This window comes from Shewanella submarina, from assembly GCF_042646185.1.
Lineage (GTDB): Bacteria > Pseudomonadota > Gammaproteobacteria > Enterobacterales > Shewanellaceae > Shewanella > Shewanella corallii.
Genome location: NZ_JBHRTD010000006.1, coordinates 294374 through 319411, shown reverse-complemented (window position 1 = coordinate 319411; position 25038 = coordinate 294374). Strand labels below are relative to the sequence as shown.

General features: G+C 50.2%; 18 protein-coding genes. 13 read left to right on the top strand and 5 right to left on the bottom strand.

From position 1 onward, the window contains the following. The first annotated feature begins 10 nt into the window (after positions 1 to 10). The 5 genes from ACFOE0_RS04395 to ACFOE0_RS04375 all read left to right on the top strand — a co-directional run bounded on the left by ACFOE0_RS04395 (position 11) and on the right by ACFOE0_RS04375 (position 10013). Positions 11 to 868: a U32 family peptidase gene (locus tag ACFOE0_RS04395; protein WP_248935543.1), complete on the top strand. Its 858-nt coding sequence runs from the start codon at positions 11 to 13 to the stop codon at positions 866 to 868. Positions 869 to 1064: 196 nt separating this feature from the next. Next, a complete protein-coding gene (locus ACFOE0_RS04390; RefSeq protein ID WP_248935289.1) occupies positions 1065 to 2606 on the top strand; it encodes a methyl-accepting chemotaxis protein in 1542 nt (513 codons plus the stop codon). A 429-nt stretch (positions 2607 to 3035) separates the two neighbouring features. After that, positions 3036 to 4358 (top strand): YjiH family protein, encoded by a 1323-nt coding sequence (locus tag ACFOE0_RS04385; protein ID WP_248935544.1) that lies wholly within the window; start codon positions 3036 to 3038, stop codon positions 4356 to 4358. 99 nt (positions 4359 to 4457) lie between these two features. Beyond that, a complete protein-coding gene (locus tag ACFOE0_RS04380) occupies positions 4458 to 8144 on the top strand; it encodes a two-component regulator propeller domain-containing protein (RefSeq protein WP_248935290.1) in 3687 nt (1228 codons plus the stop codon). A gap of 102 nt (positions 8145 to 8246) precedes the next feature. After that, a complete protein-coding gene (locus tag ACFOE0_RS04375) occupies positions 8247 to 10013 on the top strand; it encodes a GNAT family N-acyltransferase (protein ID WP_248935545.1) in 1767 nt (588 codons plus the stop codon). An 87-nt stretch (positions 10014 to 10100) separates the two neighbouring features. Here the strand turns inward: ACFOE0_RS04375 and dapE are convergent, their stop codons facing one another. After that, positions 10101 to 11312, bottom strand: a complete 1212-nt coding sequence (gene dapE / locus ACFOE0_RS04370) for a succinyl-diaminopimelate desuccinylase (protein ID WP_248935291.1) — start codon at positions 11310 to 11312, stop codon at positions 10101 to 10103. A 100-nt stretch (positions 11313 to 11412) separates the two neighbouring features. Between dapE and ACFOE0_RS04365 the strand changes: the two genes are divergently transcribed. The 5 genes from ACFOE0_RS04365 to torD all read left to right on the top strand — a co-directional run bounded on the left by ACFOE0_RS04365 (position 11413) and on the right by torD (position 16910). Further along, positions 11413 to 11826 carry a CBS domain-containing protein gene (locus ACFOE0_RS04365; protein WP_248935292.1) on the top strand — a complete coding sequence of 138 codons (414 nt, stop codon included), beginning with the start codon at positions 11413 to 11415 and terminating at the stop codon, positions 11824 to 11826. A gap of 566 nt (positions 11827 to 12392) precedes the next feature. Then, a complete protein-coding gene (locus ACFOE0_RS04360) occupies positions 12393 to 12569 on the top strand; it encodes a periplasmic nitrate reductase, NapE protein (protein WP_115136062.1) in 177 nt (58 codons plus the stop codon). 36 nt (positions 12570 to 12605) lie between these two features. Continuing rightward, positions 12606 to 13784: a pentaheme c-type cytochrome TorC gene (torC, locus tag ACFOE0_RS04355; protein WP_115136063.1), complete on the top strand. Its 1179-nt coding sequence runs from the start codon at positions 12606 to 12608 to the stop codon at positions 13782 to 13784. A gap of 19 nt (positions 13785 to 13803) precedes the next feature. After that, complete coding sequence (gene torA / locus ACFOE0_RS04350) at positions 13804 to 16299, top strand: trimethylamine-N-oxide reductase TorA (RefSeq protein ID WP_248935546.1); 2496 nt, start codon at positions 13804 to 13806, stop codon at positions 16297 to 16299. After that, positions 16296 to 16910, top strand: a complete 615-nt coding sequence (gene torD, locus ACFOE0_RS04345; RefSeq protein ID WP_248935293.1) for a molecular chaperone TorD — start codon at positions 16296 to 16298, stop codon at positions 16908 to 16910. The genes torA and torD overlap by 4 nt, the downstream gene beginning before the upstream one ends. Positions 16911 to 17029: 119 nt before the next feature. Here torD and torR read toward each other — a convergent pair whose 3' ends face one another. Next, entirely contained in the window at positions 17030 to 17737 is a 708-nt protein-coding gene (torR, locus tag ACFOE0_RS04340; protein ID WP_248935294.1) for a two-component system response regulator TorR, read from the bottom strand. Positions 17738 to 17981: 244 nt separating this feature from the next. On the opposite strand from torR, the gene ACFOE0_RS04335 reads away from it, so the two are divergent. Next, positions 17982 to 18356 (top strand): PilZ domain-containing protein, encoded by a 375-nt coding sequence (locus ACFOE0_RS04335; RefSeq protein ID WP_248935295.1) that lies wholly within the window; start codon positions 17982 to 17984, stop codon positions 18354 to 18356. A 5-nt stretch (positions 18357 to 18361) separates the two neighbouring features. On the opposite strand, the gene radA is transcribed toward ACFOE0_RS04335, so the two are convergent. Beyond that, a complete protein-coding gene (radA, locus tag ACFOE0_RS04330) occupies positions 18362 to 19738 on the bottom strand; it encodes a DNA repair protein RadA (protein ID WP_248935296.1) in 1377 nt (458 codons plus the stop codon). A 104-nt stretch (positions 19739 to 19842) separates the two neighbouring features. Here radA and ACFOE0_RS04325 point away from each other — a divergent pair, with 104 nt between their 5' ends. Further along, entirely contained in the window at positions 19843 to 22251 is a 2409-nt protein-coding gene (locus tag ACFOE0_RS04325; protein ID WP_248935297.1) for a PilZ domain-containing protein, read from the top strand. Between the two features lie 3 nt (positions 22252 to 22254). On the opposite strand, the gene ACFOE0_RS04320 is transcribed toward ACFOE0_RS04325, so the two are convergent. Together ACFOE0_RS04320 and serB are read right to left on the bottom strand one after the other, a co-directional pair. Beyond that, a complete protein-coding gene (locus ACFOE0_RS04320) occupies positions 22255 to 23169 on the bottom strand; it encodes an alpha/beta fold hydrolase (RefSeq protein ID WP_248935298.1) in 915 nt (304 codons plus the stop codon). Positions 23170 to 23253: 84 nt separating this feature from the next. Beyond that, positions 23254 to 24207, bottom strand: coding sequence for a phosphoserine phosphatase SerB (gene serB / locus ACFOE0_RS04315; protein WP_248935299.1), 954 nt, complete (start codon positions 24205 to 24207; stop codon positions 23254 to 23256). Between the two features lie 110 nt (positions 24208 to 24317). On the opposite strand from serB, the gene ACFOE0_RS04310 reads away from it, so the two are divergent. Further along, complete coding sequence (locus ACFOE0_RS04310; protein WP_248935300.1) at positions 24318 to 24977, top strand: AhpA/YtjB family protein; 660 nt, start codon at positions 24318 to 24320, stop codon at positions 24975 to 24977. Positions 24978 to 25038: the final 61 nt, after the last annotated feature.

The following is a 25038-nucleotide window of genomic DNA, read 5'->3' as shown; positions in this document are numbered from 1 at the left end:
GAGTTCAACATTGAGATATTCTTTGGGGCCAGTGCAATATTGCTGGGAAAAACCGCAAGTCGCATCCTTCTATCAGACCGTAGCAACATCAGATATTGAGCTGGTTTATCTGGGTGAAGTTGTCTGCTCCCGTCGCAGACAACTTAAGTTCAACGATTATCTGGATATAGCGCATCAACTGAAAGACGCTGGCAAGCAGGTGGTTCTTTCAACCCTGACACTGGTTGAAGCCAGATCTGAGCTGGCCGAGCTGAAAAAAATTGTCGACAACGGCGAGTTTATGGTGGAAGCCAATGATATGGCCGCTGTGCAATTGGCCCATGAACAGGGACTGCCCTTCGTCGCTGGTCCGGATATCAATCAATATAACCTGCAAACTCTGCAGTTCCTGCATCGCTGCGGCATGCAGCGTTTTGTCATGCCGGTGGAGCTGTCAGCCAACTGGCTGAAGCAAGTACTGCAGCACAAAGAAACTCTTGGGTTTGAAGCGGAAGTTGTTGGCTATGGTCATCTGCCTCTGGCTCATTCAGCACGCTGCTTTACCGCCAGAAATATGGGTCTGGCTAAAGATCAGTGTGATACGGTCTGCAGTCGTCACCCCAGCGGTTTGCTACTTGAGACTCAGGAAGGTCAATCACTGTTGAGACTGAATGGTATCCAGACTCAGTCGGCAGCCTGCACAGATCTGCAGGACTTCAGAGAAGAGATGGCCGACATGGGCGTTGATTGGTATCGCATCTCGCCCCTGGGTCCTGAATCGCTGGATTATGTCATGGCACTCATCCGCGGGGAGCTGGCACCACGGCCAGAGTTGGCCTGCAACGGCTATTGGCTGGGGCAACCTGGCATGCATAACCTGAGCGCCTGACACCTCCTGCGTACACCTTGGCCAGCCTGAGGGCTGGTCATTTTACTGCAGCCATATTAACCAATGATTAAGGCGTAACATATTGTAAGAAAGAGGCTTTCAGACCTTCGCCTAACTTTCCTTTCCCATTAAAACTGATAAACTCGTCACATTTTTATACTCCAGTTCATATTCCGTCGTATATCAGGGAGTAGATATGACGTTCAGGAAAGCAAACCACGCAGGTGAAGTCCCGGTCACCGACAATGATGAGTTAATCTCCACCACGGACGCCAAAGGCATCATTACCTATGTTAATGATGATTTTGTCGAGATCTCCGGCTTTAGCCGTGAGGAGCTGATTGGAAAACCCCACAATATCGTCCGCAACCCGGATATGCCTGCGGCTGCATTCAAAGAGATGTGGAGCAAGCTAAAACAAGGGCAAACCTGGCGCGGCATAGTTAAAAACCGTTGTAAGGATGGCAGCTTCTATTGGGTTGATGCCTTTGTATCTCCCATCTTTGTAAATGGTCAGATAACAGGTTTCCAATCGGTTCGCCGTGCCCCACAGCGAAACTGGGTCTCCAGCGCTGACAAGATATACGCCAGACTGAATCAGGGAAAACGTATTTCTATGCCCCTGACCCTGATGCAAAAGCGAATGCTCAGTGGCGTGATGATTACCACAGCCTTGCTGGCCTGTGGTGTGTTCTGGAGCTGGGGCGTGATGCTGGCTGGCATACTGATAATGAGCCTGAATCTGGCCATATTTTATGACGAAGCATTCCGCATACCCGCACGTTTGACCCAGCTGCAACAGGGTTATGATTCCATCAGTCGCTGGATATATTGCGGTAAAGACACCTCCTCTGTGCTGGATTTCCAGCTCATGCTGTCTCAGGCCAAGATGCAGGGCATATTGGGGCGTACTCAGGATCAGGCCGGAAAGTTGACCGAAATAGCCAACGAGCTGGCGGTCGCCACACGCCAAACTCATGCCAGCCTGGATGAAGAAAAGCTGCAGATGGCGCAGATAAGTCAGTCAATGGAAGAGCTGCAAACCACGATTTCTGAGGTCGCTGGAAATACCAACGCCACTTCCGAGCATATCGAAGAAGCGTATCGTGATTGCGCCACCAGCCGCGACAATATGCAAACCAATAATCGCAATATGGGCATGTTGGCAGACTCTGTCGCCGCAGCAGCTGCCAGCGCCGAACTCCTCAATAAAGAAGCCGAACAGGTTGCCAATGCCATGGGGGAGATAGATGCTATTGCCGAGCAAACCAACCTGCTGGCGCTGAATGCCGCTATTGAAGCCGCACGGGCTGGTGAACAGGGGCGCGGGTTTGCCGTTGTGGCTGATGAAGTCAGAGCCCTTTCAAGCCGCACTCAGCAATCCACTAACCTGATATCCAAAAGTGTCGACAAGATGTTTACCATGCTCACTGACTGGGCCAAACAGATGAATGACTCCAGGGCCCAGGCAGAAAAATGTGCGCTGGATGCTCAGGCTTCCAGTGACAATATTCAGTCTGTGTATCAGCGTATCAGTGATGTACACGGGTTTGCCCACCAGAATGCGGTTGCAGCCAACCAGCAAACTCAGGTAGTGGCAGAGCTCACTGACAATATTCATCATATTTCTGCCCTCAGCGAGGAGAACCTGCAGGCCGTTAATATGATTGAACAGTCAGCCTATAAGCTGAAGGAAAGCGCCGAAAGAGCCAGAGACTTGCGGCATACCTTTGGTTAAGGGACCTGGCAGCAGGTAACCAAAACAAAGACCCCGCAATGTCGGGGTCTTTTTTATGCGGCATCCCTGCCGACAACGACAGCATAATCATTCAAGGGCAAAAACAAACCAGATTATTTAACACCACCAAAACAACAAGTTAACACTATGATATATATGCATTTTTTTGATGTTTTTATGATTTTTTCAGGTAACATATATCCAGTCACCTAAAGAGAATATTTATTCTTGTTAGCGACAGGCAACTGCTATTTTATGGATTTTACACTGCCGCGCTAAGGGGTTAACCTTGCAACCACTTTTGCATAATCTACTGCATTTCCATGCAAAGTGGCTGATATCCCAGCTTAAGGGGATACCCGTTTTTTGTCGGCAATCAAAGGTTTAGAACTCGTGGAAAACGTTAAACAAAACTATAATATCAAGACGATGCTGACCTTTATCGTCCCCTCCTTTATTGGTCTGCTGCTGTTTATGACACCTGTCAGTTATGACGGTGATCTGACAATTCCTATCGCTGTACTTGCCAAGGGACTTAAGGCCTGGTTGGCTGAGTATCTGCCTTTGATGGTCACTGTGATCGTGGTTATTACCGCGCTGGCCACCACGCTGACCAAGGCATTGAAACCTGCTGCCGTAATGAACAACAGCTTTTTCAAGAACCTGCTGGATGTTTCCCCTGTGTGGTTTGTGGTTCGTCTGCTTGGTGCTGTGTTCATCGTCATGACATACGGCACCATGGGACCCGAGATGATTACTTCAGGTGGAACCGGCGCACTGGTACTGAATGACCTGCTGCCAATCCTGTTTTGCGTATTCCTGTTTGCCGGTTTGCTTTTGCCCCTGCTGCTGAACTTCGGACTGCTTGAGCTGCTGGGTGCGCTGCTGACCAAGATTATGCGTCCGGTATTTAACCTGCCAGGTCGCAGTGCCATTGACTGTATGACCTCCTGGCTGGGTGATGGCAGCGTTGGTATTCTGCTGACGACCAAGCAGTATGAAGAGAAGTTCTATACCCAGCGTGAAGCAGCGGTTATTGGTACCACTTTCTCAGCGGTATCCATCACCTTCTCTTTGGTAGTGATCTCTCAGGTGCAGCTGGAGCACATGTTTATTCCTTTCTACCTGACCGTGTGTCTGGCCGGTATTCTGGCTGCAGTAGTGGTGCCACGCCTGCCACCGTTGAGCCGTAAGAAAGACCTGTTTATCGATCAGAGCGAGCGCAAAGAAGATGATGAAGTGATCCCTCAGGGATACACAGCTTTGTCATGGGGTCTGGACCGCGCCCTTAGCCGCGCTGAAAATGCCGGCGGCGTGAAGCACTTCTTCGTCGACGGCAGCAAGAATATGATCGACATGATCTTCGGGGTACTGCCTGTAGTGATGGGCATAGGCACCCTGGCGTTGATCATCGCCGAATATACGCCAATCTTTGGTTGGTTGGGTATGCCATTCATTCCGCTGCTTGAACTGCTGCAAATCCCTTATGCGGAAGAGGCATCAAAGACGATTGTTGTAGGCTTTGCCGATATGTTCATCCCGTCTATTCTGGCCGCCCAGATTGACTCTGAACTGACGCGCTTTGTGATTGCGACTCTGTCTGTGACTCAGCTTATTTATATGAGTGAAGTGGGTGCACTGCTGCTTGGCAGCCGTATTCCGATTAAAGCCTGGGAGCTGTTCCTGGTATTTATTCTGCGAACTCTGGTCACTTTGCCGTTTATCGCTTTGATGGCACACATTTTCTTCTAAACCTTGAAAGGCTTCCTCCGGGAAGCCTTTTTTTCGTCCGACTCGCAATATCCCCCCCAGCTTCTAAACTTTAGAAGACTATTCTCTGGGAGATATGCAGTGAGAACCGGAAACCTGTTTATTGCCTTATTCATCGTTATTCTGCTGCCGTTAGCTCAGCAGGCCCTGGCCAGCTTTCCCCCAAAATTCAGCCAGCTGGACATAGAAGATGGCCTGTCGATGAACACGGTCAACGATATTATTACCGATGAGCAGGGTTATCTCTGGATAGCGACCCAATCTGGCCTGAACCGATATGATGGTAAAGACATCACTATTTTTCAGGCTGATGGCTCTCCATCAAGCACCTCAGGTGACGACATAGCCCATCTGCATCTGTCCCGGGATGGCGTACTCTGGCTATCCACCGCCAGTGACGGAATAAACCGTTACAACCGCACGCAACAGTCATTTTCACACTACCTGCCCAAGAATACCGGGCTCCCCAAAGAGAACATCACAGATCTGGGCGAGGATGATGAGGGTAACCTCTGGATTGCCACCAGTGACAAGGGCGTATTTATGTTTTCGCCTGAGTCTGAATCTGTCATACGCCATTACAGCAGCCCGGAAATCCCATCCGACCATGTCACCTCACTGCATCTGCACAATGATCGTCTCTGGATTGCCACCCTTGGCGGGCTGATGAGTTACAACCAACAAACAGGCTTGATGGAGCACAAGCAGGTTCACGGCCAGATCCTCAGCATCACCAACGAGGGCTACGATACCCTTTGGTTGGCCGGCAATCAGTTGCTTTACGAGTATCAGCTTTCTGTTAATCAGCTGGTTGACCGCAGCGATTGGTTACCGGATATGCATGGTGGTGCCGAGATGTTGGATATCAAGGCTGATATTTATGGAAACCTGTGGCTGAGTATCCGTAATCAGGGATTGGCGCAGATCAATGACAAAGGCACCCAAATACACCGGCCCAACGCAATGGATGCAGGTAGCCTCTCCAGTACAACGCTCGGGCCACTGTGGCTGGATAAAGAAGCTCAGCTTTGGATAGGCACAGATGGCAGCGGAGCCAACTGGCTGAACCTTGTTGCCGACTCCTGGCACCATATCCGGCCGGGCGCTCTCAGAAATCAGGATATTACGACCCTCAACACACGAGCTATTTACCGTGACTCCCAGGGCATGCTTTGGGTTGGAACCAGCCAGGGCCTGTATCAAGTTGTAGAGGAAGGTCAGAACATAGTCGATTTAACGCCTTTTGACAGCCCCTGGGAAGGTCTGAGTAACAGCTTTATCAGCTTTATTGGTGAAGATACCGAAGGCAAACTCTGGATAGGTACCCGAGGCAGTGGTTTGCTGGTGTTAACCAACAAATATGAGCTGCATCGACATTATCGCAATATACCTCAAGACCCCACCTCACTGCCTGCTGACTCACTTTATCAGTACTTTATGGATGATAGTCAGAGGTTGTGGTTTACCACCCGGGGAGGCGGCGTAGCAAGGTTTGTCGGAGAAGGACAGGGCTTTGTCACCATCAAAGACAGGTTCGGCAGCAATGAAACATCGGACGTATTGCAGGATGATGAGGGCAACATCTGGGTGAGCTCATACGGCGGCGGGCTGGCCCGTATCAGCAGTGATGGCACTATCACCCGTTTCAGCGAAGACACCGACCCGGCCATCCCCAGTAAACATCTGATGACTCTGGAGGCCATAGGAAACACTATCTGGGCAGCATCATCCGATGGCATATTTTCATTCAATCCGGACACGGCCGAGGTCAAGCTCTTCAATATGGACAATGGCCTGCTGAATGACGCCGCCTATATGATGCACAAAGACAACTTCGACCGCATCTGGGTAGGCACAGCATCGGGACTGAGTCTGGTTTTCCCTGAAACAGGCGTTATTAAAAATTTCTCTATTAATGACGGCATACAGGGGAACGAATTTAATTTCGGCGCCAATTTTGAAGAAAGTGACGGCACCCTCTACTTTGGCGGCACCCATGGGTTTAACCAAATCCTCTCCGGACAGCCTCTTAATTCAGTTAAACCTGCAGCACCTATCATCGAGTCGGTTCGACTGATGAGCGACACTTTTTGGCTGGAACAGCTGGCCACCCCCTTCGAAGATGGTCTGTCAGGTATCAAGCTGAACTACGACACCAATCTGTTCACTCTGTTTTTCCACTCCCCCTCCCTGAAAGACGGCAGTTACCTCAACTACCAATACAGACTGCAGGGATTTAATGACAACTGGTTTAAGGTTCATAACAATCAGGTCAATTTTACCGGCCTGGCGCCGGGCACCTACCTTTTGCAACTGAGAGCAGCCAACCTCAGTCATGAAGTCAGTGACATCACTCAATTGCATATTCGTATTGCTCCTCCCCCCTGGCAAAGTTGGTGGGCTTATGGTCTATATGCACTCATGATAATGAGCGTATTGGGGCTTATTCTGTATGTCTGGCAACAGAAGTTCACCGTCCAGCAGCAACTTTTACTACAGCTGGGTCGCAGCGAACAAAGGCTGCAGCTGGCCCTGTGGAGCAGTGGCGATGAGTTCTGGGACTGGGAGTTAAAAGACGGCAAGGTTGTCCGCAGCAACACCTTTCTCAGGTACCCGGGTGAAGAGGCTAATTTAAAAGAAACTGTCATGGCCACAGTGCACCCTGACGAACAGGAAGCCGTGGTAAAAGCCATTAAAGCCTGTCTGCGGGGGAAATCAGAGACCATACATGTGTGTTATCGGGGACGGGCCAAAGATGATGAGCAGTGGATATGGGTTGAGCTGAGAGGAAAAGCCACAGAACGAGGCTTAGACGGCAAAACAGAGCGCATGACAGGTACCATCAAGAATATCCAGGCCCTCAAAGATACCGAGGGAGAGCTACGCCTGCTGAATATGGAGCTGGAGGACAGAGTTGACGCCAGAACCCGGGAACTCAGTGCCAGTCAGGACAACCTTCATGCCATGGTAGAAGAGCTGCAACTGACACGGGAAGAACTGAAAGACAAAGAGAAAATGGCCACACTCGGTGGCCTGGTCGCCAGTATTACCCATGAGATGAATACTCCCATTGGCGTGTGCGTGACCGCCTCCTCCAACTTGCTGGAGCGTATCAGGGAGTTTAATCACAGCTATCAGTGCAATCAGGTCTCAGAAGGGGATTTTGCGCAGTATCAAGAAGATGTCGAAGAGTCCTGCCGACTCTTCCTCACCAATATGAACCGCATATCCAAACTGATGAACAGCTTCAAACATGTGGCAGTGGATCAATCCCATGAAGAGGTATGCCAGTTCAATTTCCACAACTATCTGATGGAAATCCTCCAGTCCATGGAGCCTATGCTGAAGCGTACCCATCATCACTACCAGATAGACTGCCCGGACAACCTGTGGCTTAAAACCAATCCTGGGGTCTTCTATCAAATCGTCTCCAACCTGTTCAATAACTCGATAATGCATGCCTTCGAAGAGGGTCAGCCCGGCAAAATGAACCTGTCAGTAACCCAACTACTGGATGGTATAGAGCTGCGTTACCACGATGATGGCTGCGGCATGCCTCAAGAGGTAAGGGAACAGATCTTCTGTCCTTTCTTCACAACAAAACGTGGACAGGGAGGCAGTGGTCTGGGCATGAATATCGTGTTTAACCTGGTGACTCAGGTATTGGGAGGTGAGCTTAAAGTCTACTCCAACCCGGGGGATGGCACAGAAATACTGATAAACCTGCCTGCCAACCTGATGATAGAGCAACCGCGTAAAGAAGCATGACGCCGTCCCACGACAGTCATTTGGCTGTCATCTGAGTGTCACGCTTCAGTCACCCCGGGTCGCTATTCTTGGTCGGTAATTTCGGCGCCTTAATACAGGCGCCTGTTGCCAGACAGGAAGCGCCCCATGTTTTTTACCGTCGATCAGTTACTCGAAGATAATCTGCCAAATATCAACAAACATCCTCTGATTGCCCGCCCTACCAAAGCCATGCTTAAGTATCTGCTCCATGAGAAGCAGTGCAACGAAATCGCTGAACAGTTCGCACATTTTCAAGGCATAGACTTTGTTGATCAGGTACTGGAAACCTTCGACTTCAGGTTTACTCTTGTTGACAGGGAACTGGAACATATACCCACATCCGGAGGCGTGGTGATATTTGCCAATCATCCCATTGGCTCGCTGGATGCCCTTGCCATGATCAAACTTATCAGCGAAGTCCGCAGTGATATCAAGGTGGTGGCCAATCAACTGTTAATGGCGCTTGAGCCTCTGCACTCAATTCTGCTTCCGGTCAATAACATGCAGGGAGGAACACCAAAACAGCATCTGGCGGCTATCCACCAGCATGTTAAATCGGGAGGTGCCCTGCTGATATTCCCCTCCGGCGAGGTGTCCAGACTGTGCCCCAATGGTGTCCGGGATACCCGGTGGCAAACCGGTTTTTTGAAGATAGCCAAAACCTGCCGGGCCCCCATGTTGCCCATTCTGGCCAATGCCCGAAATTCCGCCGCCTTTTACGGTGCCTCTATGCTGTTTAAGCCGTTGGGAAGTTTACTGCTGGTCAAAGAGATGTTTAAACAACAAAGTCGCAGCATGCCGGTGCGGGTCGGCGGCCTTATTCCCTATGAGAGTATTGAATCACTGCGGGGAAGTCTGCCGCAGCAGGTTAGTAAATTGAAAACTCACCTCTACCGCACAGGGACACACAAACCACCATTGTTTGAGACGCTCGCTCCAATTGCCCATCCCGAGTCCCGCAGCGATCTCTGGCATGCATTGAAGCAATGTGAACTGCTTGGGCATACCCAGGATAATATGGCGATTTATCTATATCGACATCAGGGAACCAATCCAATCATGCGTGAAATAGGCCGACTGCGGGAAGTTGCCTTCAGGGCTGTAGGGGAAGGTACAGGTAAGCGTCGGGATATAGACAGCTATGATAAGGATTATCTGCACCTGGTGTTGTGGGACAGGGATGCCATGGAGATAGTCGGTGCTTATCGATTTGGTTGTTGTGACAAGATTCTGCCCGGCGGAACTGATAGCAGAGGTTTATACAGCCAAACCCTGTTTCATTATTCAGATGAGTTCAACGAGATATTTGCCAAAGGGCTGGAGCTGGGACGCAGTTTTGTTCAGCCCAAATACTGGGGTAAGCGCTCACTGGACTATCTCTGGTTTGGTATCGGCGCCTTCCTGGCCCGCAACCCACAGTACAGATATTTGTTCGGTCCGGTCACCATTAGCAACGATATGCAGCCTCTGGCGCAGCAAATGATGGTTCACTTTTACCGTAAGTATTTCGGTGCGGAGGGCCTGGCCACTGCCAACCAAAGCCTGACGCTTTCGGCGGCAGTCCAGTCCAGTCTTGATAGTCAATACAGCTCAGGCGACTACCTGGAAGGATTCAGGGTGCTCAAGTCCAATATGGCTGCTCTGGGTGAGTCCATTCCGACGCTTTATAAACAGTATGCCGAAGTGACAGAAACCGGTGGAACCCGTTTTCTCGACTTCGGTGTCGACCCTGACTTTGGAGACTGTATCGATGGACTGGTATTGGTTGATATTGAAAAGCTGAAAACCAAAAAACGCACTCGATATATAGACAGTCATAGGGTTGGCAAAACAGAAGAGGTCAGCTGAACCCGAGGCCATAACAAGGTCTGAGTAACAGGGCGTCACCAAAGTTCAAGGGCGTCCTGAACACCAGCTCAACATGCCCGTTAGCTTTCAGTCCTCATAGACACCGGAGAACTCCAGCAACAGCTTACGGTATATCTGATAAAGGGAGACAATATCTTCCAGCCGCGCATGTTCATTGACCTGATGAATCGTGGCATTGGGCAACCCCAACTCCACTACCTGAGTTCTGTCAGATGCCAGAAAGCGACCATCGGAGGTGCCACCGGAAGATGACAAACAGGGGTACTTTCCGGTTTCACTCAAAACAGCCCTTTCCACTTTGGCTATCAAACTGTCATCCAGACCGGCCGGGGTAAAATAGGGCTCACAATATCTGTCCCACTCCAATTGCCAAAGGGTATCCTGCCTGCCTCTTAGCCTTTCAAACAGTGCCAACTCAATAGTCTGTTTTATTTCATTGACCGAGTATCTGTGACTGAATCTGACGTTAAAGCAAAGCTCACATTCCCCGGGCACCAGGTTGTCAACGAATGCACCTGAGTTAATCCAGGTTACCTGCAGACTGGTGCCGGGGAAGTCGTCACAGCCACTATCCCAGGGTAAAGAGGTTAATACTGCTATCGCCTCTGCAGCCAAATCAACAGCGTTACAGGTGTCACCGGGGTATGCCACATGCCCCTGCTTTCCTGAAAACCTCACCCTGCATGAAATCGCACCACGGCGGCCAATACGTATGGTGTCTCCACTGCTCCTGGCCGCAGTTGGCTCGGCAATCAGACAGTAGTCGGGCACGAGATCTCGTAATTTGAGCTTCTCGACAATCTCACGGGTACCAAACTCAGCTTCTCCCTCCTCGTCACTGGTCATTAAAAACTGATATTGCAGCGCTGAGGGAACGCCGTATTGTTCAACATGACTCCCCAGTGCAGCCAACATCACGGCCAAACCGGATTTCATATCCACAGCGCCACGCCCCATCAACAGACCTTCATTGATGACCGCATCAAATGGGTTGTGACGCCAACGTCGAATGTCCCCCGGTGAAACCACATCGGTATGCCCGGCAAACGCCAGTCGTTTGGCTCCCTGCCCCAATACGGCCAGAGTATTGGTCACCCCCTCTACCCGCCAGCAGTCTATACTGAAGCCAAGCGCAGCAAGCTTTTCATTAACCCAGTCCTGACAACCTCCATCCTCAGGAGTCACAGAGGGAATACCAACAAGAGACTGGGTATATCGGACGGCTTTATGGTCTGACAACGCCTTGTATGAAATGGAATTGGTTGAGAGTTGCGGCACAGGGACGTCCTCATGGAACTGATATTTTGCTCCTATTGAATCCCAGGCAGATGACAAAGCCGTGAATCCCACCCGGGTAACCCTGTTCAGGGAGGAAACTATGCTGACGGTCAGAGAGATAATGAGCACCAGAGTCATGACACTGGATATGGATGACAGGCTTGAGCTGGCGAGGGACCTGCTTGATCAAGTGGAGTTTCACCACCTTCTGGTCACAGATAAACGACGCGTGGTCGGTGTACTGTCTGAAAGAGACCTGTTTAAGGCCATCAGCCCAAGCCTGGGGAAGGCCGCTGAAACCCAAAAAGACAGGAATACGCTGAATCTCAGAGTTCATCAGGTGATGTCCCGTCAGCCAGTGACTGTTACACCGGATAGCGACATCAAGACCGCAACGGCACTGTTGCTGGAGTATTCAATCGGATGCTTACCTGTGACAGCAGATAAACAATTGATTGGAATTCTCACCTGGAAGGATCTGCTGGCAGCGTTTATTCATCAACCTCATCAATAACCCTCTTGTGAGACTCAAGTCAGGGGCGTATGCTGATTTTGCAATTCAGCCACTAAGTTGTTGGCTTGGTTTAAATAACACTAGAATTTGAGAGAAAGATCACACTTTATACATTTCACATTAACGGGGGATTTGTGATGCACATCTCACCGCAAAATTAACCAACAGGAGTTATTTTTCTGAAATACGGTCAATCGGGAACAAATAGTGCCCAGCAGCATCTGCTGTAACTGCAGGCAGATAGAGTGAAATTTCGCTACAGAGCCCGGCCGACTAATAAATTTATCTTAATACAACAAGACTAAAACACCCTTTACGCAATAGTTTGCATAAATTCTCGGTAATCTGACAGAGTAAACCCTGCTTTCCCGGGAGCAGGCTGAAACAGGGAGAATTTGGCATAAATGCTGTCATTGTTCATCTGATGTAAACAGGTGAACCGCTATACTTTTTCATTTTTTTTCACAACAAATCAAATCCCATTCATACCGACCGCCATATCCGTTCATATCGTTGAACTATAGTTCGATGATTAGAACCGTGAATCTATTGGAGACTAACCAGTTATGGCGACCAATACCCCCTCCGAGGGCACCGAAGATCAGGTCAAGACCAGCGAGCTGAAAGCACTGGGCTTTATCGTGGTTGTGCTGTTCCCCCTGCTGGCCGTCGGCTTTGTCGGCTTCTATGGCCTGTGTGTATTCCTCTACAACACCTTTGGCGGCATGCCAGGACACAACTAATTCCACATCCACATCCGAATTCGAGGACGCTTTATTATGAAGTGGTTGATCAACCTCTGGCGCACCCTTAATCGCCCTGCGCGTTACCTGACGCTGGGGACAATCAGTATTTCAGCATTCATTATGGGCGTGGTGTTTTGGGGCGGCTTCAATACCGCGCTGGAAGCCACTAACACTGAGCAGTTTTGTATCAGTTGCCACACGATGAAAGACACCCCCTATAAAGAGCTGCAGGAAACCGTGCACTGGTCAAACCGCAGTGGTGTAAGAGCCACCTGCCCTGACTGCCACGTGCCTCACAACTGGACCCAGAAGATGGGCGTAAAAGTCGCTGCAGCCAAAGATATTTACGGTGAGATTTTTGGCGTTATCGATACGCCGGAAAAATATGAAAAGAAACGACTGGAAATGGCCAGCCGCGTCTGGAAACAGTTTGATAAAACCAATTCCCAGACCTGTAAGAATTGCCATGACTATAAGTCTATGAATTGGGACAAGATGAGCCCATTGGCAGTGAAGCAGATGAAGCAGGCAGCGGAGAAAGATCAAAGCTGTATCGACTGTCACAAAGGCATTGCTCACCACCTGCCGGATATGGGCACTTCCCGTGCTCCTGAACTGATTGCTCAGGTAGGCCATGGTGTTACCCCGGTTGATGGACAGGAATACTATTCAGCCCTGACCAAAGAGCTGTTTGAAGGTCCTACCGGCGACAAAGATGCCGGTCTGTTGAACATCGCCACTGAAGTGAAAGTGCTGGAAACCCAGGGCGACAGAGTCAAAATCAGCATCGAAGGTTGGCGCAAGCGCATCGGCGCAGGTCGTGTGATTTACAAAGACTTCGGCGTAAACATTTTGACTGCCCAGCTGACCAAAGAAGCGGCCAAACATGAAGGTACTATCCGAGTGTTTGAGGACAAGCAGGATCCTATGACAGGCCTGACATGGCAACGTGTTGAAGTGGATATCTGGACCAACAAGAACTACCTGTTGCAAGACCCGGATATGTTGTGGAGCTATGCGAAAGACACCTACAACACAGCCTGTAGTGTTTGCCACACTCAGCCTGCACCGGCTCACTTTGATGCCAATACCTGGCCGGGCATGTTCCAGGGCATGTTGGCCTTTGTGAACATGGATCAGGACACCACTGCGCTAGTACAGAAGTACCTGCAGGAACACTCCTCAACTTTCGATAAGTCTGGCCACCACTGATAGGATGCCTCTGATGACAATGAATAGAAGACACTTTCTAAAAGGCTTGCTGTCCGTATCATGCGTTGCCTTGGGCAGCACTTCGGTTCTGAAACCACTGACGGCAATGGCAGGAACCTTGAGTGAGCCCAAAGAGGACTGGCTGGTCACCGGCAGCCACTGGGGCGCATTTCGAATCAATCGTAAAAACGGGGTGATAGATAAGGTATTGCCATTCGATACCGACAAGTACCCCAGTGACATGATCAACGGCATCCGTGGCCTGGTATACAACAACAGCCGCGCCCGCTACCCCATGGTCAGACTGGACTACCTGCTGAAAGGCTGGGAAAGCGATACCACCAAGCGCGGTGATTTTCGCTTTGTCCGTGTAACCTGGGATCAGGCGCTTGAGCTGTTTATTGATGCCCTCAACACAGTACAGACCAAGTATGGTCCTTCCGGTCTGCATGCCGGTCAAACCGGCTGGCGTGCCGTAGGTCAAATGCACTCCTGTACCAGCCATATGCAACGCGCGGTAGCCATGCACGGCAACTTCATCAAAAAAGTCGGTGACTACTCCACAGGTGCCGGCCAGGTGATCATGCCTTATGTATTGGGCTCGACTGAGGTATATGCTCAAGGTACCTCCTGGTCGCTGATTCTGGAGCACACAGACACTATCGTGCTTTGGTCAAATGACCCTTATAAAAACCTGCAGGTGGGGTGGAATACCGAAACCCACGAGTCCTACTTCTATCTCGCAGAGCTGAAGAAGAAGGTTAAAGAGGGCAAGATTAAGGTTATCAGCATCGACCCTGTGGTCAGCAAAACCCAAAACTACCTGGAAAATGTTGAGCATCAGTATGTAAATCCACAGACAGATGTTCCCCTGATGCTGGGTATTGCCCATGAGATGGTCAAACAGGGCTGGCATGATGCTGACTTTATTCAGGGTTACAGCCTGGGCTTTGATGAGTTTCTAAAATATCTTCAGGGTCAATCAGATGGTGTAGAGAAGACCCCTGAGTGGGCCAGCAAGATCTGTGGCGTCACCCCGGAGCGGATCCGTGAACTGGCCAAGGTGATGACCACAGGCCGTGTGCAAATGATGATGGGCTGGTGTGTTCAGCGTCAGCAACATGGTGAACAGCCATATTGGATGGCCGCTGTACTGGCAACCATGATAGGTCAGATCGGTCTTCCCGGTGGCGGTATCAGCTATGGTCACCACTATTCAGGTATTGGTATCCCTGCGTCCGGTGCCGCTATGCCAGGCGCTTTCCCACGTAACCTGGATGAAGGTGTCAAACCGATTTTTGACAACAATGACTTCAAGGGATACAGCAGTGTCATTCCTGTCGCCCGCTGGATAGATTCTATCCTTGAGCCGGGTAAAGTGATTGATGCTAACGGTAATAAGGTCACGCTACCTGATATTAAGATGATGGTGTTCTCCGGTTGTAATCCATGGAACCACCACCAAAACCGTAATCGCATGAAAGAGGCTTACCACAAGCTCAAGTGCGTAGTGACCATTGATACCAACTGGAACGCCGGTTCAAGATTCTCAGATATCGTTCTGCCAGCCTGTACCACGCTGGAACGAAACGATCTGGATATCTACGGTGCATACGCAAACCGCGGTATCCTGGCCATGCACAAGATGGTAGAGCCTCTGTATGAAAGTCTGTCTGACTTTGAGATCTTTACCCGCTTCGCCCGTAAGCTGGGCAAAGAGAAAGAGTACACCCGTGGCATGAACGAGCTGCAGTGGCTCGAGTACCTGTACAACGGATGTAAACAGGCGAATAGCGGTCAGTTTGATATGCCTGACTTCGCCAGTTTCTGGAAAGCCGGGTACTATGATTTTGGCCCAGGTAAGCCTTGGGTTCGTCATCAGGCATTCCGGGAAGATCCTGAAATCAATCCTCTGGGTACCCCTTCCGGTTTGATTGAGATCTACAGCCGTAAGATTGCCGGGTACAACTACGACGACTGTCCAGGTCACCCAACCTGGATGGAAAAAGTTGAGCGTAGTCATGGTGGTCCAGGGTCCAAGAAGCACCCTATCTGGCTGCAGTCCTGCCACCCTGACAAGCGCCTGCACTCTCAGATGTGTGAATCAGACGAGTTCCGCGCGACCTACACAGTGAAAGACCGTGAACCTTGCTATATCAACGCCAGGGATGCCAAGAAGCGTGGCATTAAAAACGGCGATATTGTGCGTGTGTTCAACGACCGTGGTCAGCTGCTGGCAGGCGCAGTAATCTCGTCAAACTTCCCTGAGGGTGTCATTCGTATTCAGGAAGGGGCCTGGTACTCTCCAGTGGGTAAAGACGGCGCCAAAGCCGGAGGCTGGGAGATCGGCGCATTGGATTCCTATGGTGATCCCAATACTCTGACGCTGGATATAGGTACCTCTAAATTGGCACAGGCTTGCTCTGCGTACACTTGTCTGGTTGACTATGAGAAATACACAGGCAAGGTTCCTGAAGTCAGTGGCTTCAGTGGCCCAATTGAGGTTTCTGTATGAGCCAAACGGAAGTAAACCAAGCTCGCAGTCTGGTTTATAACCTGTTCTCCTCCCTGTTCGCCTGGGAGATTAGTGAACAAAGACAAAAGGAATTGACCAGCCCGGATGCCATGGTGTTTTGGGATATGCTTGCACAGGATCCAAACATGGCCAGGCCAGTGCAGATCCTGTTGGCGACACTGACGCAGATGACCACAGAGCGTCAGCGCCTGGAGTTGGCTGCAGATTTCTGCGGCCTGTTCTTGGTCGGAGACAAAAATGCAGCCTCTCCCTACGCCAGTTTGTATCTCAGTGATGAAGACAGGCCCACAATTTTTGGTGAGCAACACCATGTAATGTGTGACTTTCTTCGTCAAAGCCAACTGCAGGTTCAGAGTGATTTTAAAGAGCCTGCAGACCATCTGGCAGTGATGTTGGCGTTTATGGCGCAACTTTGTGTGACTGCTTCAGATGAGTCTCAATTGGCGTTTCTGGAAACCTGTATCGATTCATGGCTTGCTGCCTTTGTCGATAGAGTCGATACCTGTGACCCAGGGCAGTTTTACAGTGCGCTGGCGAAGATGACTCTGCAATGGGTCAGAGATGATATCTCAGCGCTCAAACAGCCCTGAGACAGAAAAACGAAAAAAGCGTAGCCTCGGCTACGCTTTTTCATTTCAGGTCTGAGTATTGATGAGCGCAGGATCATCAGGCTTACATCAATAGCCACCCTGAGTTATCTGTGCCTGACTTAATCCTGTGGCGATGCCGAAAACAGATACCCTTCACCGTGCACGGTAACAAACAGATCAGTGGACATCTTGTTTCTCAGCCTGCGGATAATCACGTCTATGGTTCTGTCATTGACGTCCTGATTACGATGACTGGTTTGCTGCATTAACCGCTCTCTGGTCAGCACCTGTTGAGGATGCAGCGCAAATACCACCAACAGCTCAAACTCTGCCTTGGTCAGCTTGATAAGGTCTGTCCCCTTACGTAACTTGCGGCTGTTTAGCTCAAGTTCGTAATCTTCGAACTGGATCAGGTTATCCTGGCGGATATGCTGCTGAGCGGCAGCAGACTCTGCCTTACGCACCAGAGCAATACGCCACATCAAGTTACGCAGCCGAACCTGCAACTCCCTCAGCTCATAGGGCTTACCGATATAATCGTCCGCTCCCATCTCCAAACCTATGATTCTGTCTATAGGTTCAGCTCTGTCGCTGATAAGCACTATGCCGACATTCGATCTCGCCCTGAGCTCCCGGGTGATATGCAGTCCTTCGGCACTGGGTTGGTTCACATCGAGCAATACCAAATCCACATGCTGTCTGTTGAACTCATACCAAAGTTGTTCTGAATCCGTCACGCCAATCAGACGATATCTATTGGGCTCCAGGTGTTTTTCCAACCTGGGCAGCAGCATACAGTCAGTATCAAAGATAAGAATGTTGTACATAGTTTTCTGCTGTTTATCAGTGCTTTTCAGCAATTTTATTCATAATTATTCATAATTTCACGGTGTTTTTGTTTAAATTTAGTTTAAAGATGAAAAGTTCTGTAGAAATTTAATCTCTGAAAAACGCCTTCTTCTGAGTCAAAATGCCACTTCAAACGCAGATGAAGACAGGCATATTTTTGCACCTTGGCAACGATGAGATATGCTTAATTAACAAACAAGTTGATGCAGAAGAGAAATCTGGATGACTGAAAGGCGACACTACACACGTATACTGTTTGAGGCGCCAGCGGAACTGCGTCAGAAGAACGGTGTCTGGGATACCCGAATATTGGATCTGAGCTTAAATGGTGCACTGGTTGAACGGCCCGAGGATTACTCTCCCTGTGGTTTATCCGTGTTTTTGAGCTTTTACCTGCCTGACTCGCAGATTGAAATCGATATTGAGATGCAGCTTAAGCACATGGATGAAGAGACTGTGGGATTCAAATGTCTGCACATAGATGTGGAAAGCATCAGTCACTTAAGACGCATGCTCACGCTGAATAAAGGTGATGCCTCCCTGCTGGACAGAGAGCTCGACCACTTTGTGGCCGAGCGTGCGGGCTCCCGCTACTGAGTCACTCAGTCCAGGTTGGAAAGAGCGTCCAGGGCTTCGGTTAACTTATTTACACCTATTACCTGCATACCTTCAGGGCTCTTTTTGGGGACATTGGCCTTAGGCACTATCGCCCGCTTAAAACCGTGTTTGGCAGCCTCAAACAAACGCTCCTGACCATTGGGTACTGGGCGTATTTCTCCGCTCAGCCCCACCTCACCAAACACCACCATATCCTGAGGCAGAACCCGGTTACGAAAACTGGAGACCATGGCCATCAACAGCGTTAAGTCAGCACTGGTTTCTGTGACCTTAACGCCGCCCACCACGTTAACGAACACATCCTGATCAGACATCTGCAAACCACCATGTCTGTGCATAACCGCAAGCAACATTGCCAGCCGGTTGGCATCCATCCCCACAGCGATTCGTCTTGGGTTGGCCAGGGCTGAGCTGTCGACTAGCGCCTGTAACTCTACCAACATGGGACGGGTACCTTCCCAAATCACCATCACCAGAGAGCCTGAAGCCGCTTCGCTGCCACGGGACAGGAATATCGCTGAAGGATTGGCTACCTCACGCAAACCACGCTCAGTCATGGCAAACACGCCCAATTCATTGATGGCACCGAAGCGGTTTTTGTGCGCTCTCAAGGTTCGGTAACGACTGTCACTGTCACCTTCAAACATCACAGAGCAGTCGATACAGTGTTCCAATACCTTGGGGCCCGCCAGGCTGCCATCTTTGGTGACATGGCCAACCATAATCACTGCAATGCCATGCTGCTTGGCGAATCGCGTCAGATAGGAGGCAGATTCCCGCACCTGAGAGACGCTGCCCGGAGACGACTGCACATCACTCATATGCATCACCTGAATCGAGTCGATTACCATCACCTTGGGCTTTTCTTTCAGGGCGACATCGCACAGCTGTTCAACGCTGGTTTCCGACAGCATGCGTAACCTGGCCGTAGGCAGGCCCAGACGATGGGCACGCATGGCAACCTGCTGCAGCGACTCTTCGCCGGTGACATACAGGGCAGGCAGGGTCTCGGCCAATTGACACAGTGTCTGCAGCAGCAGGGTACTTTTACCTGCACCTGGATGACCGCCAATCAAAATGGCCGAACCGGGTACAATCCCGCCACCCAGCACACGGTCAAACTCCTTGAACGAACTGCTGAGTCTTGGTAATTCATTCAGGTCAATCTGATCCAGAGTCTGTACTTCGCTGCCACTGGAACCGGCATAGCCGCTGAAGCTATTGCCCCGGGCTGGAGTGGCGCTGCCCAACCGAACCTCAGTGATGGTATTCCACTCTTTACAGGCACTGCACTGTCCCTGCCAACGGGGAAAGTCCTGGCCACACTCGTTACAGACAAAAGCCGTTTTATTTTTCGCCATGATTTTAATAAATTTTCGTATAAACTTTAATAAAGTAACCGGGTTACCCGCCGACATTAACAGGTGATTACCGGCATTCAAACTAAAACCAAAAAGAAGTGAACATGAGTATCGAGCTGCAAACCCAACTTATAGAGCAACTCAAACCCCTGCTGAAAGAGGAGCACTTTCAGGAGGCGTTCGATCATTTGACTGCAGACGAGTCCACTTCCACACGGTTTCTTATCAAAATGGAGCTGAATCGCATTTCAGCGCCATGCACCCGAACTATTGACCTGAGGGATCGCAGTGACCTGCCCTGCCAGGAATTTCAGCACGGTGAGCAGGCACATTTCCTCGACTCCCCTTCCAAAGAGGTCTTTGAATCAAGTATCGCCCTGTATCAGGGAGAGTACACAGTAGGTGTCTATGAAGAGGTCATAGAGAGTTTCAAGGCAAGACGCCAAAAACAAAATGACCAGAAAGCCAAAGACAATGACGTCCCGCAGGAAGAGGAGAACTCCTTACTGGTGCCCGGCATCATTATGGGCAACTATTGTAATCGCAACGAAGTTCGCCTGACCATGGCAGTTAAAATTTCCGCCAGTCAACTTAATGGACCGGAGCTGCAAGGTAACACTCTGGACCTTTCAGTCAATGGTGCCAGAGTGAAACTCTCCCCTGCCAACCGAATCGACATGAGTAAGCCAATCCATGTCAAACTGCATTACATTGATGAAGAGCATCTGTTTGATGAGCTGGCCAGAGGCATGGATTATGAGATTATCAGCTCTGAAGATGCGGATGATAACACTGCCGTACTCAGGTTGAAGCGGGTTGATACTTCGGTAAACCTCACCAACCTGCTCGACAGTTTTATCTCAAGTTACAGGCAAAAGTACAAACTGGATATCAATGATATTTATCAGTCGGCCATTGCCATGGGGCTAGAGCGGCAGTATCTGCCCAGACTTCCCCACCTGCCACTCTACGTGGGAAATAAGCACAACGAGCCCTTTATCAGCCATATGTTGCTCAGCCAGGACAACCATGCCCTGGTGAACTACTTCTTTGATGAGAATGACAAAAGTCAGATGACCTCCATGCTGACGCCTACCCGCCTTCGCAGAATCATCACTGAACCCAAGAATCCGGCGCACAGGCTGTTTTTCAGCTTCACTCACACAGTCAAAGGCTGTATCCACTTCTATTCTGCGACTTTGGCTGAGCTGAAAGCCAAGAAACTGCTGCCTTTGTTTCTTGGGTTTGGGGCTAAAAAGAATGGATGGCGGATTTTCAGAATAGGCTGCCAAAAAGTAGACCACAATCAGCCTTACCGTAATGCCTCCATGCCTATGGATGACAGAGAGTACTCAGAGATGACTGAGCACAAGTTATCCCGGATATCTCATGTACTTGAACTGATAGATTGCACTCAGTCCGCAGCCGCAGGCCATTACCAGGCCTGGTTTAATGATCAGGATGTCAATCAGCTGAAAATATTTGCCCAGCGTAAGGTGCGCAGCCATCAGGCTCAGTTGGTGTCACTGCAATTCAATGAACGCAGAGGTGAAGCCAGATTTGCCTTTAAAACCCTGGTCACCCTGACTCAAGGAGATAAAACCTGCCACGCGGTAACACAGAACATTTCCGGCAAGGGGATGCAACTGACCATGGATCACCCGGTGGAGTTTGATGAAAAATCCACTGTCATCCTGGCTTTCCCTAAACTGCAGCCGTTGGCAGGCAAAGTTAACCTGTCCAATCTCCCTTACCGGATAGTTCGTACCCGTAAAAATGGCGTCACTATCCACCTCGCCGCCGAAATAGGCCATGATATTCACGTGGGCGTTGAATTTATCAGACGCCTGATCAAACACAATGCCGACAAACTGGAGCAGCTAACGGAAAATAACAGCGAGATAAAAGAGCTCGCTGACGGCATGAAAAACCTGCTGATGCGTAAGCTCTCCTCCGTCCCCCTGTTTGTCGAAAAGACGGCTAAGTCCGGCAAGCTCAGTGCACTTGGAATTGGACCTGCCGCCAATGAGCTGACAGATATGTTTGCCGCCAGCAGTGGCAAACACCTGGAGTTCGATCTGACGCCCTTGTTTGGAGAAGAGAGATTCAAACAGTGGGTGATGAGCAGTATCAGGGAAAGCCGACCCACAGACGGCCTGAAGACCTTTGAAGTCTTTATTGAAATAGCCCGTCAACCCAGAGGTCAGGTAGAGCTCTATTGCTATCCTTTGGATGAGCTTGCAGACAGAGATGAGCAGTTGGCAATGATTCAAAGGTGCCAGCGTAATGGTCAATTCCGCGCCCTGAGACTTTATATTGGCGCGGCTGCCAAGCCGGATATGTACTATATTCGCAAAGAGATGGACTACATCACTGTACAGGCACCACATAAAGCCAAAAAGGTGGAAAACATGATGTGGCATCTGATTGGTGTTGGCGAGTTACTGGACATCACCATGGAAGTGCAAATGCGCTTCCCGGAACTGCATGGACAAATCGCCAATAAAGGGTAAGCCTCACCCCTTTATCGCTTCAATGGACTGGGACAGATACCAGTCCAACACCTCCGGGAAATGGTCAGACTCAGCATCCATATGGGTCAGCATACCGGCATGATCATAATCGTGCCGATATCCGTCTGCACGACTCAGCAGGGTATATTTCGCCTCTGAAATACCACATTCAGCAATGGTTCGCTGGATATCCGCAGGATTACCCAGCACTGTGTCATTCTTACCCGCGATAAACCAGCTCGGTGGCCAATGGATCTCTTTGGCAGCGGCACCATAGTCAAAGTTATCATCAGCATCCAGCCACTCTCCGCTGACCCAATGAATGCTCTGCTGCAAAGAGGCACGACTTTCATTGTCCATCCCCATTCGCCATTTATCCGCTGCCAGATAACCTTCTCTTCTGGCCAGTGCAGGAGCCACACGATTCCAGACCAGATCAACCATCAACCATTTCTTCAAAGAGCGGGATTTAATGGCTCGCTTGGTGCCAAACGTCAGCAAGGAGGCAACACTCTCTCTTACGTCGGCAAAACGTATCAGGCAGCTGGTCATCAAGACTCCCCCCCAGGAATGGGCACACCAATGCACTTGTTGACCCGGATGTTTTGCCAGAATAAACGACTGTACCAATGGCAACTGCTCCCGAATCACCTCTCCCTGACCCAGTTCAAATCCGCGACTTAATCTGGGAGTACTCAGACCCCGCCCGGCGGTATCCAGCACATATACGTTGAATCCGGCCTTAGCCAGAAACCCTGCCAAGCCCTTCCCCGATTTGCTGTAAAACACCTTGCCATTGGACATGGCGCCATGAAGCATAAGGACAGGAGGAAGGTTGTTATTTGCTTCGGAAGGAGATACCTGCCTGAGATGTAACTGACCATCCCGGTAGGGCAGAAAATGTGATTGCTGAATCATGGAAGCCACAAGTATTAATGTTAAAAGCAGGTGAACATCACCCTACAGTGCCGAGCTTTCAATCTCAAGAGTGTTTACTCTAACTCAGTCTTTCAACGCTAATAGGTATGGCAGCACCCTAAGATCCAGATTATCAATGGAAGCGCAGGCTTCAGCTTTCAGCTTAGGCTTGGCGTGAAAAGCAATTCCCAGAGCGGCAGCCTGAATCATGGGAATGTCGTTGGCACCGTCGCCAATCGCCACCTGCTGACGGTGGGGTATGGCAAACTCATCTCCAAGCCGGGAAAGAACAGACGCTTTGTATTGAGCATCGACGACAGTGCCAGTCACTTCGCCGGTCAGCTTGCCATCATCAACCACCAACTCATTGGCGAAGGCCGCAGTAAGAGACAGCTTTTCTTTCAGGTAGTTCACAAAGGGGGTAAAGCCACCGGATGCCAGAGCAATTTGCCACCCATGGGACTGCAGTTCCTTCACCATCACTTCAAGACCAGGCATCAAAGGTAACTCCTGACACAAAGCATTGATAATGCTCTCGTCCGCGCCTTGCAGCGCCGCTACTCTTTGTCTCAGGCTTTGCTCAAAATCCAGCTCACCCTGCATAGCACGCTCAGTAACCTCAGCCACTTCATCGCCCTTACCAGCCATTTTGGCGAGCTCATCAATACACTCAATCTCAATCGCCGTTGAGTCCATATCCATCACCAGCAATCCACGTTCAGACAGAGAAGGGAGAGTTTCGCATACGTCAAACCACTCAATTCTGTCATTCAGGACGCCGGGGCGTGGAACAGGCAACTGACAGCCCAGTTCAATGCCAGCCAGGCTGTTTTGCCTCAGCAGCGGACACAGGCTTATCTCCTGCCCTGCCTTTGACAACCATTGGCAAACAGCCTGGGTGTCGACAGCGGGATCCCATATCAATCTGTATCTGTAGGGGAACTGGCTGGCGGAGGTTTCATTGTGCAGCGCAGAGTGATCTGCTGAAGCGTGTTGGATTTGATTGAACCAGTCAGGCAGAGGAGCGGAGGTGTCCATACTCAAGTCTATCTCTCAGGCTCTTGTGAGAAGCCTATTAATTTATACAAGATGCCCAAAGAATCATTTATCATGGCATAATACAAGCAAAATCTTTTCATGGAATACCTGTGTTTTTTCTAAGCGGCCTTAAAAAAAGTCACAAGTTCACCCGAATTCTGCAACTGGCAGTGGCGCTGGCTCTGATAGCCGCCCTGGTCCAGCTGTGGCAAACCTCACTGCTGCAGGGACAGGCGCTGCTGGAGTCGCAAACTGAAAAGATGGCCCGTCTGATGGTGCAACAAACGGCCTACAGTGCCGCCCCCGCGTTGCAACTGCAGAATGATGAACAACTGCAGTGGCTGACAGAAGCTCTGGTGGAAGACCCCAAGGTGATGGCGGCAACCATATTCAGCGCTGAGGGGCAACGCCTCTCCTTTGCTCAAAGCCTGTCTGAGCTGGAACTGGAGCCGGGTTCAGAAGAGCTGGAGCAGCTGCTGTTGCCCTACCCTCCCTATGTTGAAGCCGTCTATCAGGATGATACCAACCTGGGCTATGTGGAAGTTTATCTGGCCCCCAAACTCTTCTTTAATGAAATCAAGACTGCCCATCAGCTGAATATGGAGCAGCAGCAGGTGATGCTGGTGATTGCCGGCCTGATTGGTTTCCTGTTGTCCCGCACTTTCTCATTTAAGCGCGCAGAACTGGACCGACGTAAAGCCAGAGCCAAACGGATAAAGAACTCAGCCGGAACCCCTGAAAATGACGCGGAGGATAGTGACGAGCAATGATTGTCTAACCCACGTCCCAGTGATTAAAGGATAAATGTTACTTATCAAAAGTTAGGAAAAA

What these genes read in the sequence shown, in the direction of transcription:
- ACFOE0_RS04365 (WP_248935292.1), top strand. Translation starts at nt 11,413, where the DNA reads ATGCTGACGGTCAGAGAGATAATGAGCACCAGAGTCATGACACTGGAT.
- ACFOE0_RS04385 (WP_248935544.1), top strand. Translation starts at nt 3,036, where the DNA reads ATGCTGACCTTTATCGTCCCCTCCTTTATTGGTCTGCTGCTGTTTATG.
- torD (WP_248935293.1), top strand. Translation starts at nt 16,296, where the DNA reads ATGAGCCAAACGGAAGTAAACCAAGCTCGCAGTCTGGTTTATAACCTG.
- torR (WP_248935294.1), bottom strand. Translation starts at nt 17,737, where the DNA reads ATGTACAACATTCTTATCTTTGATACTGACTGTATGCTGCTGCCCAGG.
- torA (WP_248935546.1), top strand. Translation starts at nt 13,804, where the DNA reads ATGAATAGAAGACACTTTCTAAAAGGCTTGCTGTCCGTATCATGCGTT.
- ACFOE0_RS04325 (WP_248935297.1), top strand. Translation starts at nt 19,843, where the DNA reads ATGAGTATCGAGCTGCAAACCCAACTTATAGAGCAACTCAAACCCCTG.
- ACFOE0_RS04390 (WP_248935289.1), top strand. Translation starts at nt 1,065, where the DNA reads ATGACGTTCAGGAAAGCAAACCACGCAGGTGAAGTCCCGGTCACCGAC.
- ACFOE0_RS04335 (WP_248935295.1), top strand. Translation starts at nt 17,982, where the DNA reads ATGACTGAAAGGCGACACTACACACGTATACTGTTTGAGGCGCCAGCG.
- torC (WP_115136063.1), top strand. Translation starts at nt 12,606, where the DNA reads ATGAAGTGGTTGATCAACCTCTGGCGCACCCTTAATCGCCCTGCGCGT.
- ACFOE0_RS04360 (WP_115136062.1), top strand. Translation starts at nt 12,393, where the DNA reads ATGGCGACCAATACCCCCTCCGAGGGCACCGAAGATCAGGTCAAGACC.
- radA (WP_248935296.1), bottom strand. Translation starts at nt 19,738, where the DNA reads ATGGCGAAAAATAAAACGGCTTTTGTCTGTAACGAGTGTGGCCAGGAC.
- serB (WP_248935299.1), bottom strand. Translation starts at nt 24,207, where the DNA reads ATGGACACCTCCGCTCCTCTGCCTGACTGGTTCAATCAAATCCAACAC.
- ACFOE0_RS04320 (WP_248935298.1), bottom strand. Translation starts at nt 23,169, where the DNA reads ATGATTCAGCAATCACATTTTCTGCCCTACCGGGATGGTCAGTTACAT.